This is a genomic window from Asticcacaulis aquihabitans (genome assembly GCF_032490435.1).
Classification (GTDB): Bacteria; Pseudomonadota; Alphaproteobacteria; order Caulobacterales; family Caulobacteraceae; genus Asticcacaulis.
This window is the reverse complement of sequence record NZ_JAVGWM010000002.1, coordinates 433370-451525: the sequence shown is the minus strand read 5'-3', so window position 1 is coordinate 451525 and position 18156 is coordinate 433370. Positions and strand designations below refer to the sequence as shown.

Annotated in this window: 12 protein-coding genes; all 12 read left to right on the top strand. The window is 57.1% G+C overall.

The genetic code is table 11. The features are described from left to right. Positions 1 to 34: 34 nt before the first annotated feature. The 12 genes from RCJ00_RS08800 to RCJ00_RS08745 all read left to right on the top strand — a co-directional run bounded on the left by RCJ00_RS08800 (position 35) and on the right by RCJ00_RS08745 (position 18156). Positions 35 to 781, top strand: a complete 747-nt coding sequence (locus RCJ00_RS08800; protein WP_316221432.1) for a response regulator — start codon at positions 35 to 37, stop codon at positions 779 to 781. Between the two features lie 49 nt (positions 782 to 830). Beyond that, complete coding sequence (locus RCJ00_RS08795) at positions 831 to 2780, top strand: PAS domain-containing protein (RefSeq protein WP_316221431.1); 1950 nt, start codon at positions 831 to 833, stop codon at positions 2778 to 2780. Between the two features lie 279 nt (positions 2781 to 3059). Further along, complete coding sequence (locus tag RCJ00_RS08790) at positions 3060 to 3803, top strand: helix-turn-helix transcriptional regulator (RefSeq protein WP_316221430.1); 744 nt, start codon at positions 3060 to 3062, stop codon at positions 3801 to 3803. A 186-nt stretch (positions 3804 to 3989) separates the two neighbouring features. Then, positions 3990 to 4748: a helix-turn-helix domain-containing protein gene (locus RCJ00_RS08785; RefSeq protein ID WP_316221429.1), complete on the top strand. Its 759-nt coding sequence runs from the start codon at positions 3990 to 3992 to the stop codon at positions 4746 to 4748. Between the two features lie 86 nt (positions 4749 to 4834). After that, a complete protein-coding gene (locus RCJ00_RS08780; protein ID WP_316221428.1) occupies positions 4835 to 6331 on the top strand; it encodes a S41 family peptidase in 1497 nt (498 codons plus the stop codon). Between the two features lie 616 nt (positions 6332 to 6947). After that, positions 6948 to 8186, top strand: a complete 1239-nt coding sequence (locus RCJ00_RS08775; RefSeq protein WP_316221427.1) for an AAA family ATPase — start codon at positions 6948 to 6950, stop codon at positions 8184 to 8186. A 10-nt stretch (positions 8187 to 8196) separates the two neighbouring features. Then, positions 8197 to 9285 (top strand): ParB/RepB/Spo0J family partition protein, encoded by a 1089-nt coding sequence (locus RCJ00_RS08770; RefSeq protein ID WP_316221426.1) that lies wholly within the window; start codon positions 8197 to 8199, stop codon positions 9283 to 9285. 264 nt (positions 9286 to 9549) lie between these two features. After that, the gene (locus tag RCJ00_RS08765) at positions 9550 to 10686 is read left to right on the top strand and encodes a replication initiator protein A (RefSeq protein WP_316221425.1); all 1137 of its coding nucleotides are present in this window, start codon (positions 9550 to 9552) and stop codon (positions 10684 to 10686) included. 1314 nt (positions 10687 to 12000) lie between these two features. Further along, positions 12001 to 14865 carry a TonB-dependent receptor gene (locus tag RCJ00_RS08760; RefSeq protein WP_316221424.1) on the top strand — a complete coding sequence of 955 codons (2865 nt, stop codon included), beginning with the start codon at positions 12001 to 12003 and terminating at the stop codon, positions 14863 to 14865. A gap of 95 nt (positions 14866 to 14960) precedes the next feature. Then, the gene (locus RCJ00_RS08755; RefSeq protein WP_316221423.1) at positions 14961 to 15599 is read left to right on the top strand and encodes a sulfotransferase family 2 domain-containing protein; all 639 of its coding nucleotides are present in this window, start codon (positions 14961 to 14963) and stop codon (positions 15597 to 15599) included. Then, positions 15596 to 16225, top strand: a complete 630-nt coding sequence (locus RCJ00_RS08750) for an aspartyl/asparaginyl beta-hydroxylase domain-containing protein (RefSeq protein WP_316221422.1) — start codon at positions 15596 to 15598, stop codon at positions 16223 to 16225. Before RCJ00_RS08755 ends, RCJ00_RS08750 begins: the two co-directional genes overlap by 4 nt. Continuing rightward, the gene (locus tag RCJ00_RS08745; protein WP_316221420.1) at positions 16222 to 18156 is read left to right on the top strand and encodes a tetratricopeptide repeat-containing sulfotransferase family protein; all 1935 of its coding nucleotides are present in this window, start codon (positions 16222 to 16224) and stop codon (positions 18154 to 18156) included. The genes RCJ00_RS08750 and RCJ00_RS08745 overlap by 4 nt, the downstream gene beginning before the upstream one ends.

Here is an 18156-nt window from a genome sequence, read left to right as displayed (position 1 = left end):
TTAGGTGTAGCTGTAACTGAAGATCGGCGCCCAAATGATCAGCCCCATTCAGCCACTGGACAAAGTCACCCTCCTCGTAGTTGACGATACGCAGGACATCCGCGATTTGCTGGAGGCCGCCCTGTCACGACGCGGCTTTCATGTGCTGACTGCCGATGGCGCGGCCCAGATGGATGCAATCCTGCATAACCGCAGAATTGACCTGATTATCCTCGACTCCATGATGCCGGGCGAGGACGGACTGTCGATATGTAAACGACTGACCCAAGCCAAGGGCCCGCCGATAATCATGCTGAGCGCACGCGGCCAAGATGTGGACCGGCTGGAGGGGCTCGAATTAGGCGCCCAGGATTACGTCGCCAAGCCCTTCAACGCGGATGAATTAGCAGCGCGCATCCGGATCGTTTTGGGCCGGCAAGCTGTTTTTGGTGCCGTTTCCGCAAGTGGGACAACATTACATTTCTTTGGCTGGGCGCTCGATAACGTGTCACGGCGGCTCACAAGTCCATCTGGCCATGAGCTGATCCTGTCCGAAGCTGAATTCGCGCTCATGTCCGTATTTCTAAGATATCCCGACCGAGCGTTGCAGCGAGAGCAACTCGTAGCCAAGATGTCGGAGCTTCACGAAAGCACTACGGAGCAGGCCATTGATACGCTTATCTCGCGATTGCGCCGCAAACTTAAAAACGCTTATCCCGATGGCGATGAATGCGAAGAATTGATCCGAACCGTCTACGGGAAGGGCTATATGTTCAGACCTGAAAGTGGCATCATCAAATGATAGTCCGAAACGTGCGCCTCTCCTTTCGCAAGGCGCTTCAAAGGCAGGCATGGAGACCTTAGCGTACAGTTCATCAGCCAATTCGGATGGGGACGACTTCGAATTCGCCCCCTGTGGACTCGTCGCCTGCGACACATCCGGGCATATACTGCGCGGCAATGCCGCTTTTAGAGGTTTGATCGGATATTCAGCCGAAGCCATAGCCGGCCAGACCTTCAAAGCTTTGCTAACGCCAGGCTCAGCCGTTCAACTGGAATGCGCCCTATTGCCGGCCTTGGCGACACACAGCCAAGCCAGCGGGTTTTGGCTCGACCTGCGCGGCGCAGATGCGGGCGTGATCCCCGTCATCATCAGCGCCAACCGAAGGCAGACATCAGACGGCGAAGCGAGAGACTTATTTTCCATAGTTGCGGCCCCTATTCGTACTCTACCGTCCGCAGACGATGTCATCCAACGTGAACGTCAGGAGCGCTCAGAGGGCTATCTGGCTCTGGTTGAAAAACTGGCTCGCGTCGGTCATTGGCATGTTGATCTCAAAACAAGAGAAACTTACTGGTCGCCGGAAGTGTATGCCATACACGGTTGCGACCCGGCTGCGGGCAAGCCCCAACTTGACGAGGCGATCAATTTTTACCACCCCGACGACCGCGACTCTGTGGTCTTGGAAATTACAGAAGCGCTCCAAACCGGCGAACCGTTTGGTTTCCGCAAACGATTGATACGCCGGGATCGCGGGGATATCCGTATAGTCGATTCCGTTGGTGTCGGCCAATTCGATGCCTCGGGAACCCCCGTTGCACTCTTCGGGGTGTTTCGGGATGTCACGGACACGGTCGAGGCTTACGAAAAACTGGCGGCGAATGAAGCTCGCATACGCCTCTTGGCGAATAATATGCCTGGCTTGGTCGCATTCTGGGATGCTGATCTTATCTGTCGATTTGCCAATAAGGCCTATGAAGAATGGTTCGGCCGCTCCAATGACGAGATGATTGGCCTGACCATTCAGGACCTGCTGGGGCCTGAGCTATTTGCCCGCAATGAGCCCTTCATTACGGGCGCCTTAAAGGGGGAGAAGCAGGCATTTGAGCGAACCCTTATAACATCGTATGGCGAGACCCGCTACACTTGGGCCCAGTATCTGCCTGATATTACCGCCAGAGGCACTGTCCGAGGCTTCTATGTGCTGGTGACAGACGTAACCACCCTGAAGCTTAAAGAACTGGCTCTGGAAACGCTGAATACCGAACTCATCGCAGCGCGCGAGAGAGCTGAGGTTGCCGCAGAAGCCAAGGCGCGTTTTCTGGCCACGATGAGCCATGAAATCCGCACCCCGCTTACAAGCATCATCGGTTTCTCCGGACTTTTGTCCGAGAGCAATCCGGCTGACAGCGAAGACGGACGCTTCAGCCGCAAGATTCAAACGGCCGGCCAGCACCTCCTCGCCTTGGTCGATGATATTTTGGACCATGCCAAACTGGATGAAAGCCGCTTACGCTTGGACCTCGCCCCTTGCGATCCGGCCGCCATAATCCACGAGGTAAAAGATCTTCTCGCTATCCAGGCAGAGGCAAAACACATCGACTTGAGTGTCGACATTGTCGGCACTCTACCCAAGTCCATAATGCTTGATGATACCCGCTTCCGGCAGGTTCTTCACAATCTGATCGGGAACGCGATAAAATTCACCGATAAGGGTCATGTCCGGATCATTGCCGCCTCAGTCCGCAGACTGGGCGGCGAACACCTGGACGTCTGCGTCGAGGATACAGGGCGAGGCATCAGCCCGGAAGGCAAATCGCAACTGTTCCAAAGATTTTCGCAGGTTGACAGCGGCGCCGGTCGGTCACGCGGCGGCACAGGGTTGGGCCTTCTTATATGCAAACAACTCATTGAGCTCATGGGCGGAACGATTGACGTCGAAAGCGAACTCAACATAGGCACGCGCCTGTCGTTCTCCATTCCCGTTTACGCCGTATCTGTCGTCACTGACGTGACGTAAATGTGTAAAAAACGGCAGGAGCCGCTGACACCGCCGCAGCGCTTTCATTAGATAGTTTATAGCACGTCAATACACACATTTTCGAACTACACATGCAACAACTGCTCCGTTACAGTAAAAACAACAGTTTTATAGCGATAAAATTTAATACAGATAGAGATATTTGGGCAAAATATATGGTAAATCCATAATCCGTTTTGCAAAAATACTTACAAATAATGTTGGATTAGACGCGACAATACGCCTATAATGTGTGCTTTCGATCACTGAACCGCCAATATGCCCTCATACGTCCGTTCCCGTTTGCTAAACGCGCGCGAGTTTACACAGGCTGAACTGTTCCATCTGAAACAGAACGACCCGGTTTTCAGATCCACCGTGATCGAAGATCTTCGCAGTGTTATGAAATTTGAACACTATCTCTTTGCCGGCATCGACCTTCAAAGCTGCGAAGCTGACAAGGGCTTCGTGCTGGAAACGGATATGCCCAGGGCGCTCACGGATAGTTATCAGCAACAGCAGCTGTTCGACGTGGACCCATTGATGAAGGGCCTGTCAGCGGACCGCCCCACCCTATCCTGGTTCGATATTCCCGATGCGGCCGCCGAAGCCGCCACTGTAAAACCCCTGATGACGCTGCTCGACCTGTACGCTATTGCGCCTCGCACGGTCGTGTCATTTTGGAATGACAAGAACCAGCTGTATGGATGCGCCATTTTTACGCGATCCAGCCGATTCAATGCACACGAGCGCAGCCTCCTGCAATGGACAGGCAAACGCCTTCATGACGACATGTCAAAGCCGATACTCAAAGCCTTCAACGCTCAGGTCGGCCTGAACGCAAATGAGTCCCGATGCCTGCAATTGGCGTCTTTTGGCATGACGAGCGAGGAAATCGGCCTGGAAATGGGATTTCCGACCGAAACAATAAACACCTATATCAAACTCGCTACACGGAAACTGGGGTCCAAAAATCGCAGCCAGGCGGTAGCCGACGCCCTTAGATTAGGCATTATACAATGATTTTCCGGAGCACAGCTAAGTGTACTGGCGCGCACTACCGAACGGCCTGATGCGAGGTCGTGAACCCCGGCGCAGATTGGAACCTCCCCTTCCTCCCATACGGTCTTTAACCGTCGCACGTTGACCGCAATGCTTTGCCCGCGAAGAGTCTAGACGGTATTCGCGACAAGGGATAAGCATGGAAGGGTGAACACGGTTTTCTCCTCTATCCGGATTGGGCGATATGCGCCAGACCTGATCATGGATGCGCACGTCCATGACGAGGTTAGCTTTTCGCTTGTTCTGGCCGGCGGTTATGAAGAAACGATACGTGGCCGCAGCGAAACCCATGTAGCGGGGACACTGCTGGTTTGTCCCAGTGATGAACCGCATGCGCAACGGTTTGGACGCGGCGGACTGTATAAACTCGTCTTTGATCCGACGCCCGAAACCGTCGCGCGCGTCGAAGATATGACTAGACTGGCCGACGCGCCTATCTTGCGCTCGCTGGCCGTGGCTGACGTCGGACGCCGCATCCTCAGCGAATTACAGCGCGACGATACGTTTTCGCCCCTGGTGATTGAAGGGCTATCGCTTGAACTCATCGGTCAGTTCGCGCGCGGTCATGCCACAGGCGCTGGCAGCGCCCCCCGATACCTTAAGGCGGCAATGGAGTATATGCGTGAGGCGGAGACCGCGTCGCTCAGATTGGCAGATGTGGCGCTGGCTGTCGGTTGTGACCCTGCCAAGCTGTCGACTACATTTCAGCATCACCTCGGTTGTACATTGGGGGAATATCAGCGGCGCATGCGCGTCGAACGGGCGGCGGCCCTCCTGGCAACCGGGCGTTTGCCGATCAGCGAAATCGCGCTGATGTGCGGTTTCAGCGACCAACCGCATTTGAACCGGGCCTTCAAGGCTCAGATCGGCACCTCACCGGCGGCCTATCGGCGCAGCCAATCCTGATATGTTCAAAATCCGCAATCTGTTCAAGACAGCCGATAGAACGCGAGCTTAATAGGCCCTGTAATTCGCCGCGAGAGGGATGAGGCATGCGCACGCGCCATTTTTTTAAGCAGATGTTTGTTTCCGGCCTGGCAATGGCTCTGCTGGCATCGGGCTCAGTGCAGGCCGCCACGACAGCGCCCTACGATCCTGCGGCCTGGAAAGCCGACTATGCGCAGCTTAAAAGCGTTCTCGAAAAGGAATATGCCAACCTGGCATGGTTCGGGTCCTTCGAAGGCGGTGCTGATTTGCCTTGGCTCGACAAACGCACTCAGGCTGCGCTTGCAGCCGCGCGCACAGATGATGAGGCACGCCTGGCGCTCACTCAGTTTGTCGCCAGATTTCATGACGGTCACTTTTCGGTCCTGCCGACCCTGACCCCTGCCGCGACCCCGCCGTTGACGGTGAGCCGACAAGACTTCGATCCAAATGATCCCGTAAGTACCTGCGCGGGCCTGGGCTTCCTGCCCTCCAGTGCCATCGCCTTTTCCATGCCTCTGGAAGGGCTCCCGGGTTTCAAATTGCGCTTTGACGGCATGAGCTCCGTCTATCGCGCTGGCATCGCCACAACCGCGGCAGGCATCAAAATCGGGGTGATCCGCATTCAGAACTTCCGTATGCGCGCCTTCCCTGGCGCCTGCACCCTGGCATGGGCCAAGCTGGTGCGCGATCAGAAGCCGATCACCTCCGAAAGCGTGCGCGATGCGGCCTATAAGCTCTGGTTTGACGCATTCCGCGACGAAATGGAGGCCTTGCGCGCCGATGGCGCGTCGATGATACTGGTCGATGTCGGCAATAATAGCGGTGGCGATGATACCGGCGATTACTTTCCGCGTATGCTGACGGATAAGGCCGTGAAATCGGCGCCGCTGCGGGTGGTCGCCTCCCCTACCGGTACCCAATATCTCAATGAGTCTATCCGAGATATCGATGAAGCGCTTGCCGACACGCTATCGCCGGCTGCCCACGATGCGTTTGTCGAAGCACGCGCCTACTACGCTCATGCCAAAGACCAGGTAGCGACCAGTGCGTGCGACATGTCGTGGGTCTGGCGCGACCGCCGCCACTATCCTGCCATTGCCTGTACCCGGACCGTCGCCGCGGGCTATGCCGGCGGTTACTTCGCGGGTTTGCCGAAAGGCATTTACGGTGACAAATCGGCGTGGCTGTCTCTGCCGTCGGAAATCGAGGATCGCTGGGGGACGTGGACGGGTCCGGTATACGTCCTGACCGATGGTAAATCCTATTCGTCAGCCGAGATGTTTACTGCGGTCGTGCAGGACAACCATATCGGTAAGACGGTCGGCCAAAAAACAGGCGGTGACGGTTGCGGCTTCATGGTCGAAGCAGAGCCTGTGACACTCACACATTCGCGCCTGCGCCTGCGCATACCTAACTGTATGCGCATACGAGCCGACGGTCGCGATGAGGTGGCGGGGATAAGTCCTGACCTGCCCATCCTGCCGACCGAGGGGGAAGACGACCGCCAAAGGGCCGCGCGTATGCTGGAAACGATCGCTGCGGATGCGGCGAACCATCACTGACTGCGAGTAGGTTATCATGCCAAAGCGCTTGACAAATAGCGCCTCGGTTTGGGCCTGGGCCATGAAGACATTGAGGTTTGCTTCACCACGCCCGTACAGTGCGATGGCGCCCATCTTGAAGTCATCAAACTCTTTACAGCTGTACAGACGTACTCAAGGTGCAACGTCGACAAAGTTGTAGGTACACGCAATGCAGGTCGTCGCGAACCAAAATAATGGGCCAGTTCTGCGTTAAGTGACGTAAGGCTTATGGTTTGCGGAAGATCACTGCTTGAGACCGGCCATACATTGTTTGAAACCAAACAATATTCGCCTTTGCTTGGCGGCGGACATTTTTTCTCACGCCCGATAAAAATCGCCGAACAGGCAGCCGCAGGCGTCCGTCTTGGTCTTACAATCGTAGAACATCGCGCCAGAATCCAAAATATATATTTAAATTCAGCATCTTAAGATATTTTATCGCGCCATAATCAAACCGTCTGATCACCTATTTGCTGACGTTTTCCCGAATCATTGACTTTTGTCGCGTTAACGATGAATTAACCTTATTGTTCGATTGAACGATTATATGCGGCTTTTAATGACAAAAGCTTCAATATCAGTGCCGGAGGCGAAATTGAGTTCAAATCAACGGAACGATGGTGAAATTGGTGCAACACAATTTGCCGAGGCTGAACGCATAGGTCAACTCGCCGAAGCCGGCGAACTTATGGTCGAACGGTTACGCAAAACAGCCTTCCTTCCTGGCGAAATCAAAGGGCTCAATGTCCGTCTCGGCGTGGCAGAAGCAGCGCAGTTGCTCGGGTGCTCTACAAACCGCATCCGTATGGCGGAAGATGATGGACGTTTGCCGGCGCCCCCCGAAAGTGAAACCGGCCGCAGACTGGGTTACGATATTCCGGCGCTTCTGAACATGCGAAAAGTGCTGGGCGCCTCTCCGCAGCGCGCGCCAGAAGACCCGCCCGCAATCATTACGGTTCAGAACTTCAAGGGCGGCGTCGGCAAATCAACCGTCACGACACATCTGGCGCATTATCTCGCCGTTCAGGGCTATCGGGTGCTGGTGGTAGACTGCGATAGCCAGGCCACAACCACGACCCTTTTCGGCTTCAACCCTCATTTCGCCATTACGCGCGAGGAGACCCTTTACCCATACCTGTCGATCGAGCCGACCCAGGACGATCTGAGCTACGCGGTAAAACACACGGCCTGGCCCAATGTCGATCTTATTCCCTCTAACCTGCAAATGTTCGATGTTGAGTACGAATTGGCAGCCACAGGGACCGGCGGCGGCAATGTTCTGGCCTCCCGCTTCCGCAAGCTGCGTCAGGGTCTCGCCGAACTTGCGCAGAATTACGATGTTGTCCTCCTCGATCCGCCGCCCGCCCTGGGCACGATTTCGCTGGCGGTCATGCAGGCGGCCAATGCGCTTTTGGTGCCGCTCGCTGCGACGACGCCGGACTTCTGTTCGACGGTGCAGTTTCTGTCGATGCTTAACCAGGTGATCAATCAGTTGAAAGAGGCCGGTATTCGCGTCGAATATGACTTCTGCCGCCTCATCTGCTCAAAATTCGCCACCAACGATCCGTCCCATGCCCTGATCCAAAGCTTGATGGAAAAGACCTTCGGCGGCGCACTGTTGCCGGTACCTATGCTGGAATCCGCGGAAATCAGCCATGCCGCGCTACGCATGATGACCATTTATGAGCTCGAAAAGCCCGTCGGTACGCCGAAGACCCACAAGCGGTGCCGAAACAATATCGACGAAGCTATGGGGCAGATCGAACAGCTGATCCGCCGCCGATGGGGCCGGGTTGAGAGCGAACCGTCCGCGCTGATGATGGCGGCGGGCTGAGGAGCGCACGATGTCAAAAAAGCAGTCTGATTACCTGTCCTCATTGCTCGGCTCGGACGCAACGCCCCCCTCCCCTACTCCGGCCCCGGCACCTACGCCCTCGGCACCCAGACCGACCGCGCCCGCGGAAGCTGGCGCGCGCCCCGCAGCAATGAACCTTCTGGCGCGGGACTCGGCGTTATCCCGGGTGGCGAGTGGTGAAGTCCGTCAAGTTACACAGCTGCTTCTTGACCCGGCGCGCGTGCGTATCTGGCACGGCAATGCGCGGCATCAGGCGTCGCTGACCGAAGACACGGTTCGCGATCTTATAGACGCCATACTCTCGGAAGGTGGCCAGAAGGTCCCGGCGATTATCCGGCGCGTCCAGGATGACCCAAAATACGATTACGAAGTCATTGCCGGCTCGCGCCGTCACTGGGCAATAAGCTGGCTTCGCGCCAACAATTATCCCGACATGATGTTCCTCGCCCAGGTTCACAGCCTCGATGACGAGGCGGCGTTCCGGCTGTCGGATATCGAGAACCGGGCTCGTAAGGATGTCTCCGACTTCGAGCGAGCCAAGACCTATGTCGAGGCCCTGCGGCTGCACTATAACGGCAAGCAGGTCCGCATGGCCGAGCGTCTGAAGCTATCTGAAGGTTGGCTATCGAAAATGCTGAGCGTTGGCGCCCTGCCCGACTGGTGTGTCAATGCGTTTGCGAGCCCGGCTGACATCCAGCTGAAGACGGTGTATCCGCTGGCAAAGAGGATACAGACGGCCCTGATAGCTGAGCCTGAACTGGTGAAAGCCATGAAGGCCGTCGCCGCCAAGTTGTCGGCTGATCAGGCGCAAGCCCGTGCAAACGGCAAGACGGCCGTTCTGGCTATCGATGTTGTCAAGCAGCTGATGGATGCGGGTTCGGATGTCGAGACGACTGAGCCGTTTATCAAGTTCGACGCACCGAGCGGCAGGACAGCGCTCAGTGTGTTGTCGTCTAATCGGAATGGTGTTTCGGTGCGGGTGCATGCCGGCTCCGGCGCCACAGAGGCCGAGCTGGTGGCCATGTTCCGCTCAGCGCTTCACGCGGTGGAAAAGCAGGGCAGGGGCCAACGCGGCTGATATCTTTCCCCGGGGAAAGTGGTTAACGCAAATTAAGCCTTCTATTTCCTTCGCGGCCAGCGGCGTCAAACATGAGCTCATGCAGCGGTATGGCTGGCGGCAACACTGATCATCTTTCCCCGGGGAAACTGGTTAACAGACTATGGATGACCGAGGCGGACCGGGGCTTCGGGGACGCCCGACTTCGCTTTAGCCAGAATCGTTGTACGGTCTTCTTTCCCCGGGGAAACTGGTTAATTTCGCCGTGTAGAAGGAAGACGGTTAATGGAGCCCTCAGAGAAAAAGGACCAGATCGACTTGTTCTTGCCCTATCTGGCTGACCTCAATCTAAGAGATCAGCGGGAGGTAATGGAACGGCCGTTTTTCAGCCTGGCCAAGTCCAAGCGGCTTAAGCCCATTGACTATACCTCGCCAGACGGCAAGACCTTTGTTCACGTCTCGGCAAACCCGGACTATGGCATGGCCACCATATGGGACGCCGATATCCTCATCTACTGCGCGAGCGTTTTGAACGACCTCAAACAGCGTCGCGTCAACGACATTCCACGCACGCTCAAGATCATGCCCTATGATCTTCTCCGTTCCATTGGCAGACCCATCTCCGGACGTTCCTACGATCTTCTGGGCGCGGCCCTCGACCGACTGCAATCGACCACAGTCAAAACCAACATACGCGCTGAGAAACGGTTTGAGGCGACCTTTTCCTGGCTGGATAACTGGAGCCAGCTCGTTGACGCCAAAACCGAAAGATCCAGAGGCCTGAGCATCTCGCTCTCCAGTTGGTTCTACGACGGCGTTCTGATGAACGGCGGAGTGCTGTCTATCGACCGCGCCTATTTCGACATCACGGGGGGCCGGGAACGCTGGCTTTACAAGGTGGCTCGCAAACACGCCGGCGGTGCCGGCCCCGAAGGCTTTGCGATCGCCTTGCCGACCCTGTTCGATAAGTCCGGAGCAGAAGGGCAGTATCGTCGCTTCAAATTTGAAATCGCGGCGATCGTGCGTCGTAATGATTTGCCTGGCTTTGAGTTACGGCTGGCCGACGCGGTCACGACCCGTGAACCCCTGTTGGTCATGACCCGCCGTCAAGACGTCGCGATGGGTGACGGGGAGGGCGCACAGGCTATGGCGCCGGTGAGTTTCGATGCCGCCAAGTCACCGGCCCCCGTTTCAAAGACAGCTTCAGCCAGCCATACCGGCGAGCCAAGGAACTACCTGACAGACGACACCTTGTCATACCTGCGCAAGCACTACCACGGATGGGACTTTCATGCCCTGCATGCCGAGTTCCGGGGATGGTTGGCCGAAAGTGCCGACCGTAGCCCGGAACGGTATCAAAGTGCTTTTATCGGCTTTGTGAAACGCTATCACGAAAAGAACCGACATCAGCTGAGGGCCTGACTGGCCCAAGCGTTCCCGAAATGACAGCACTGAATCAGTGCCAAGCTGTGATTCGTGAATAACTGAGGAAAGATGAATCGTTTTGAACGAGTTTCCAGCATAATGCCCCGAAATAGATTCAATAGTTCCACCTTATCCACAAGGCTTCGACACATCAGGAACGAGCTTTGATCCATCAGGGACAATCCCCTGATACATCGGGAACGGCCCAATTGATCCATCGGGAACAATCCCCTGATACATCAAGAACAGCGTGGCCTCGCAGATCCTTTGTTACAAAGGGAAATTTAAGGGTTAGGCCACGCTTAACCTTCTAAAGAGTCTTATTTAACCCTCTAACAGGCGTCTGATATTTAAAGATATTTTTGAAGGACAGGTTTAAGCGCGTTCCACCCGGGCCACGCCCCTTAGGCATAAGGACCATCTTTCTTGGCCCCTTGAAAGGAACGCGCGATAGTCTCACCAACTAAGGCATACAGACATTCAAGACAGGCCGTTTCGCCGTACGCAAAAGTGCAGAGCGTGTGAGAACTGAAGAAGACGCTTGGCCGATGGCTCAATATACGCGCCCTGCCTCGTAGCACCGTAAGCGGAAACCTTGTGGATGCGCCATCCGTAAATAGCCAAGATGACAGGTTCGTACCCGAAGGTCGGAATTCGACTTTTAAAAATCGCCAGCACTTAGGGGAAATATAATCGCCCCGTAATGGATTTGGCTGGCCACAAGTGATTATCTGCGTCGTACCAGGTCTTAAACTACGGTAAGTAATTGATAAATTTAATTAATAACGAATTTGTATTGATATTTGTGCTTTCGCTAAAGGACACAAAGCCAGTGGCGCCGCATATATCCTAACGGACACACATTTTGATACCGAAGGACTTAGTTGCCCTTCACCATTCAACTGCCTGCTGGCGGCACTGTAAGCCGTCTGTGGCAGGTACAAGGTGTGGAGAGAGGGCAGTTGACCGGAGCGGCTATAATGGCTGTAAACGCGTCCGGCGACGCTTGTGAATAAGCGCTTGAAGCTACGGAACGCTAGATACACAGCCCTCTATTCTCGTAACCGTCAGGGTTCATAGGGCTTTTTGACCCACAGACTGACCTATTGCGCCTGTTTTAGGTGCGCCCATGGTTAAGAACCACAAATTTGCCACACCATAACAAAAACATCTCACAAAATCTCACATTTACGCCCCTAAAATACACATCTGTCACAAACCACCGGTAAACGACCCTCCGTGGCCGGCCGCGGGGGGCATCTTCCGTGCATCGCGATCGCCCCGCACGATCTTATTTCACGGAGAGTTTTTATGAAGAAAATGCTCATGACGGGCGCGGCCGCAGGCGCGCTTTTCTTTCTCGCCGCGTCATCTTACGCGCAAACAGCTGCCTCGACCGAACCCCAGGGCAGCCAGGCGACGACGGACGGCCAGATCGCCAAAGAAGATCAAGCAACTGAGGTCGTGGTCACCGGCTTTCGGAAATCGCTTAGCGCTGCCCGCGATATAAAGAAGCGGTCCGTAATCCAGAAAGACGTGATCGTCGCCGAAGATATGGCGAAGTTCCCGGAACTGAACCTGGCCGAGTCGTTGCAGCGCCTACCGGGTGTGCAGATCACGCGTGAGGCGGGCGAGGGCCGGCGTATCTCGTTGCGCGGCCTGGGTCCGGATTTCGCCCGCGTACAACTTAACGGCATGGAAGTGCTGGGCAATGTCGACTCTGCCCAGGACAGCCGTGGCCAGCGCTCACGCGACCGGGCCTTCGACTTCAACATCTTCGCTTCGGAGCTGTTCTCGAAGGTAGAAGTCGAAAAGACCTTCCAGGCGGCCCAGAACGAGGGCGGCATGGCCGGTACGGTCGGGCTCTTCACGGGCAAGCCTTTCGATTACGGCCCCGGGCCGAAGGCCGCCGTCGTGGCAAAGCTTGGCACCAACCAATATACCAAGGACGCGCAGCCACGTATCGCCGCCCTGTACAGCTATAACTGGGATAACAAGTTCGGCGCGACCGTATCCGTTGCCTATACCAAGCGCGAGACAACCGAACAGGGCCACAATACCTATAACTATAGCCAGATAGGCAAGACCGATTTTTCCGATCCAACCCATCCAAAGGGTAAGGCGTATGATCTGGTGGCCGCCGGCCTGGATATCTCCCATCTGAGTGCCGCCCAGCAGACCAGGTTCTTGGCTGGTGATCTGTATTTTGCTGACGGCAACCGCATTTCCTCTTGGGATGCGAAACTGGAACGCCTTGGGGTGACGGGCGCGTTGCAGTGGAGGCCCACGGAAAATCTCCTGCTGACGCTGGATGTTTTGCACGGAGAGGTTACCACCCACCGCGACGAGCTGCACCTGGCCACCCGGCCGATTAAAGGCCTGGGCTCTACAACGCTTGATACCAAGGCGGGCGGGGTTTGGCCTGCTCAGTTCCAGACGGGCTCGGTCCTCAACGACTTCCGGGTGGACAGCAACAACTATGTCACGATGACCAATGTCAGCAATGCGACCTTTGGCAGTGAGCACCGCCGTGAGTTGAACGAAAACCGCTTCAACCAGGCGGCGCTGAGCATGAAGTGGGACGTCTCCGATCGCCTGCTTATCGACGGCCATGTCGGTTACGAGAAGTCGACCTACAAGACCCCCTACGACGACAAACTCTATATGCGCGCCAAGGGCAATCTCATCGCCGACTATGGCACCGACGGCCAGTCAGCATCGTTCCAGTATCCGAATACCGACCTGACGAATCCGGCCAATTACGCGATGGATAACTTCTACTATCGCGCCTTCCATAATGGCTCAACTCTGCAAGAGGGCGTGCTGAACCTGTCCTATAAGGCGAACGATGTGTGGACCCTGCGCGCCGGCGTAGCCTACCACAAGTTTTCGCAAGATGGCGCCAGCTATTATTATGATGGCGGCGATAACGGGACGACGGGCAAAACGCGGGGAACGTCCGTTGCCGATATCACCTCCGTATTCAGCAACAGCTTCGGTTCCTGGCTGATCGGTGACTACGACAAGGCGTTCGCCAAGTACAAGGAATATCATCGCCTGGTGCCAAACACCGACGGGACGGGCGGGGTCATCAAAGATATCGAGAACGTCTACAAGGTCATGGAAGCGACGAGCTCGGCCTTCGTTCAGGCCGATTGGGATAGCGAACTGTTCGGCAAGCGCTTCCGCGGTAATGTCGGCCTGCGCGGCTATAGCACCGATACCCGCAGCACCGGCTGGATTCAGGGTGACAGCTACGCATACCTGGGGACAAGCGACGTGAAGGGCAGTTATTCCGGAGTTCTGCCGGCCCTGAACACCGTACTGGAAATGACGCCGGAGGTCTTGGTACGCTTCTCCGCCACACAGAACCTGAACCGACCGGGGCTGAGCTCGATGGCCGCCCAAGGCAGTGCCTTCCAGAACAATACCGACAAGTGCGATTGGTCCAAGCCCGCAAACAAGGACAACTGCTATGTCTCGGCATCCCGCGGCAATCCGGACCTTAAGCCGTACAAGGATGACACACTCGATCTCGCGGTTGAGTACTACTTCGACAAGGTGGGCCTGCTGTCAGCTGGCGTATTCCAGAAAAAAATCACCAACTTCATCGACAGCCTGACGCTCCACGATATCCCCTTCAGCCAGACAGGGGTTCCAGTCGGTGCCGTTCCGGGCGCGAATGCAAACACCAACGTCACCGACTTCTCGATGCCCATCAACGTCTCGGGCAGCAAGACTCTGACAGGTGTGGAACTGGCGGCGCAGAGCCAGCTATCATTCCTGCCGGCACCGTTCGACAAGCTGGGCATTTTGGCGAACTACACCTATGTTGACACCCCTCCGGCACTCACCGGCATATCCAAGACCAGCTATAACGCCACCGTCTATTATGAAACCAAAACCTGGGGTGCCCGCGCGTCCATGAGCCACCGCAGCATTTGGTACACGGGCCACAACAGCTCTGTCATGAGTGCCGATACCCGTGGCTTCCAGGGCTCCACATATGTGGACGCTGCAGCCTTCTACAACGTGACGCCGAGGCTCCAGCTTACCCTGGATGCGATTAACCTGACCAACCAAAAGGATACACAGTTCTGGGGTCAGAGCGAGTATCTCTACAACCAGAACCAGAGTGGCACGACCTACATGGTCGGGCTCAGCTACAAGTTCTGATAGCGACGCGTAACCGACTGAGCGCTCCCACCCCCGTCAGGGCGGCGGGAGCGCGTTTCCCGTGTATAGGACCCTCGTAAAGCCGTGCCCCAGCCGTGATTGTTTCCCATCGCCACCGTTTCATCTTCGCTGCTGTACCAAAGACGGGCACCCATTCCGTCAGGCAGGCCCTGCGCGAACACATGGGCGATGAGGATGCGGAACAGGTCGGGCTGTTCGTCAACAAGCGCTTCCCGTGGGAGGGGCTTGCGGCGATCCGTCATGGCCACCTGTCTTTGCAACAGGTGCGTCCGTACCTGGGCGACGACGCCTTCAACGGCTATTTCAAGTTCGCCTTCGTGCGCAATCCCTTTGACCGTTTCGTGTCCTACTGCGCCTTCATGCTGCGTGACAGCGACACCTTCCAGCAGCGACCGCGCGAGGTGATGCGCCACTTTCTTTTCGAGGCGCCGCCAGAACAGCATATTCTGTTCCAGCCCCAAGCCTCATTGCTGGCCAGCGTTGACGGTAAGACGCTCTTGACGGACACGGTCGGCCGGGTCGAGGATATGCAAGCCTCCTATGATGCGATCTGCGCCCGTATCGGTATTCCGTCTCGCCCCCTGGACCGCGTTAACGGCAGCCGGCATGGCGACTATCGCGACTACTACGACCAGTCCTTGATCGATGGCGTTCGCGCACGTTACGCCCAGGATCTGGACGTGTTTGGCTATAGCTTTGAAGGCCTGCGATGACCGCCCTCTCAATCGAGCCTGTCGCCAATCCGCGCAAGACCTCAAGCGTTCGCCAGCTTGGCCCCGTCGATATCGCCGTGTTGCGCGAAGCCGTTCTGGCGATACCGGAGGACGTCTGGGAGGCGGAGAATGCCAGCAAGCCAAACAAGTTTGAGGTACTGGGCTGTACCCGCCACATCGTCTTCCGCTTCATTGATAGTCCCCGCGATTGGCGCAGATCTCATGATCGTTCGGCCTGGCCGCAATGGCGCAGCCTACTGGAGCCGGTTTTGGCCCAGGCTGTTCGTGACTACGGATATGCGCGCGGGGTGTTTCCTCGGGTGATGCTGGCCAGACTGCCGGCAGGCGGGATCATCCACCCGCATATTGACGCCAACCCGGCGGCGAAGTGGCCGCACAAGATTCATGTGCCGGTGTCGACCAATCCCGGCGTGGTGTCTTTTTTCGGCGGCGCGGACCACCACTTCCCGGCGGGCCAGGCGGTGGAAGTCAACAATCTCGGTCCGCATTGGGTGCGCAACGGCGGCGACAGCGACCGTGTGCATCTGATCTTCGAATATTATGACATCGATCAGCCGGACCCAAGCTGGCTGGAGCCGTTCCTGCTTGCCGGAGCGCCAAGATGACGTCGGCTGCCGATTCCGAGGATCGTGACGCCGGGTTACGATCCGCCCGACATCTGCGTTTGGCCCAGCGCGTGCGGGAGGCCCTGACCGTACTCGACCGTTTGCAGGCGCACTATCCCCAATTCAGTCGGTTGTACCAGGAACGGGGGCACTGTTACATCCAACTGGGGGATGCACCGGCGGCGATCGACGCGTTGCGGGAGGCGGTCCGCCTAAACCCGACCTTGCCGGCGAGCTGGGATATGCTGGAACAGCTTTACCGTATGCTCGGCGACACTGATCAGGCGTCCGTTGCAGCGCAGACCCTGGCGGTTCTGAGGCAATTGCCCCCTGAGGTGGTGGTGGCGAACAGTCTGTACGCCGATGGCGACCTGTCGCCGGCAGAGGCTGTCTTGCGGGACTACCTCAAAAGGGATGGCGGGAATGTCGGCGCGCTGCGCCTGCTGGCGCGTATATGCACGGACACAGGCGCGCCGGAGGAGGCTGAAGCGCTGTTGACATCGGTGCTCGACCGGGCGCCGGACTACCATGCGGCGCGCCTTGACTACGCCATGGCCCTGTTGCAGCAGCAGAAGCCCCTGCAAGCGCGACAGGAGGCCGAGCGCCTGCTTGGGCACGATCCCGATAACCGCGACTACCTCAAGCAATATGGCGCCGCCTGTGTGGCCTTGGGTGACCACGAGCCGGTGATCGATCTTTACGAGCGGCTCTTGACGGGCGAGGGTCAGCTGGGGGGAGGGGAGGCCGCGTCGGAGACCGCCGACCTACGCGTATGGCGCGCGAACGCCCTGAAGATCACCGGCAGGCAAGCCGAAGCGATTGCCGATTATCGAACCGCCCTGGCAGCGCGGCCGGAGTATGGTGTGGCCTGGTTCGGCCTCGCCAACCTCAAGACCTATCGGTTCAGTGATGATGACATCGCACACATGGGTGCCGCCGAAGCCCGGCCGGATGTTCAGGACATGGACCGCGTCTACCTGTGCTTCGCGCTTGGCAAGGCGTTTGAGGACCGGGGCGACTATGCCACCTCGTGGCAATATTACGCACGCGGTAATGCGGTGCGGCGTACCACCAGCCGCTATCGCCCGGAGGTCGCGGATGCCTGTGCAGATCGCCTAAAGCAGGTCTTCACCGCCGAATTCTTCGCTGCGCGCGAAGGTTGGGGGGCGGCCGATCCGGCGCCTATCTTTATCCTCGGGCTGCCGCGTTCTGGCTCGACATTGATCGAGCAGATACTGGCCTCCCATGCCGCCGTAGAAGGCACACAGGAACTGACCGAAATCAGCCGCTATGCCGGCGAACTCTGCGGCCTGGATCCAGATTGCGGCCTGCCGGTGAAGATTGAGGCTGTGACACGGCTGAGCGCCAGCGAGGTGCGTAGACTGGGCGAGCGTTTTCTGGCCGAAACCCGTGCCTATCGGCGTCTGGGTCGGCCGTTTTTCATAGACAAGATGCCGAATAATTTCTGGCACATCGGTCTTATCCATCTGATTTTGCCGCGCGCGACACTCATCGATGTGCGCCGCGAGCCGATGGCCTGTGGCTTCAGCAGCCTCAAGCAACTGTTCGGCACAACAAATCAGGAATTCTCTTACGGTGTCGATGACATCGCGCGTTATTACAGAACCTATCTCGGTCTCATGCGGCATTGGAACGATGTGCTTCCCGGCCAGGTGCTGCGCGTTTCCTACGAGGACATGGTGGAGGATCTCGAAGGCGGCGTCAGGCGGCTTTTGGCCCATTGCGGATTGGACTTTGAGCCCGCATGCCTGCGGTTCCACGAGACTCGGCGCAGTATTCGCACCCCCAGCTCTGAGCAGGTACGTCAGCCCATTGGCCGGGAAGGGCTTTTGCAGTGGCAAAATTACGCCCCCCGGCTTGGTCCCTTGCGAGAGGCGCTGGGCGATTCATTGACTGACTACAGGTATTGA

Bases quoted from the DNA above. Each gene is read 5' to 3' on its own strand.
- RCJ00_RS08800 (WP_316221432.1), top strand. From the start codon at position 35: ATGATCAGCCCCATTCAGCCACTGGACAAAGTCACCCTCCTCGTAGTT.
- RCJ00_RS08795 (WP_316221431.1), top strand. From the start codon at position 831: ATGGAGACCTTAGCGTACAGTTCATCAGCCAATTCGGATGGGGACGAC.
- RCJ00_RS08790 (WP_316221430.1), top strand. From the start codon at position 3,060: ATGCCCTCATACGTCCGTTCCCGTTTGCTAAACGCGCGCGAGTTTACA.
- RCJ00_RS08780 (WP_316221428.1), top strand. From the start codon at position 4,835: ATGCGCACGCGCCATTTTTTTAAGCAGATGTTTGTTTCCGGCCTGGCA.
- RCJ00_RS08770 (WP_316221426.1), top strand. From the start codon at position 8,197: ATGTCAAAAAAGCAGTCTGATTACCTGTCCTCATTGCTCGGCTCGGAC.
- RCJ00_RS08765 (WP_316221425.1), top strand. From the start codon at position 9,550: ATGGAGCCCTCAGAGAAAAAGGACCAGATCGACTTGTTCTTGCCCTAT.
- RCJ00_RS08760 (WP_316221424.1), top strand. From the start codon at position 12,001: ATGAAGAAAATGCTCATGACGGGCGCGGCCGCAGGCGCGCTTTTCTTT.
- RCJ00_RS08750 (WP_316221422.1), top strand. From the start codon at position 15,596: ATGACCGCCCTCTCAATCGAGCCTGTCGCCAATCCGCGCAAGACCTCA.
- RCJ00_RS08745 (WP_316221420.1), top strand. From the start codon at position 16,222: ATGACGTCGGCTGCCGATTCCGAGGATCGTGACGCCGGGTTACGATCC.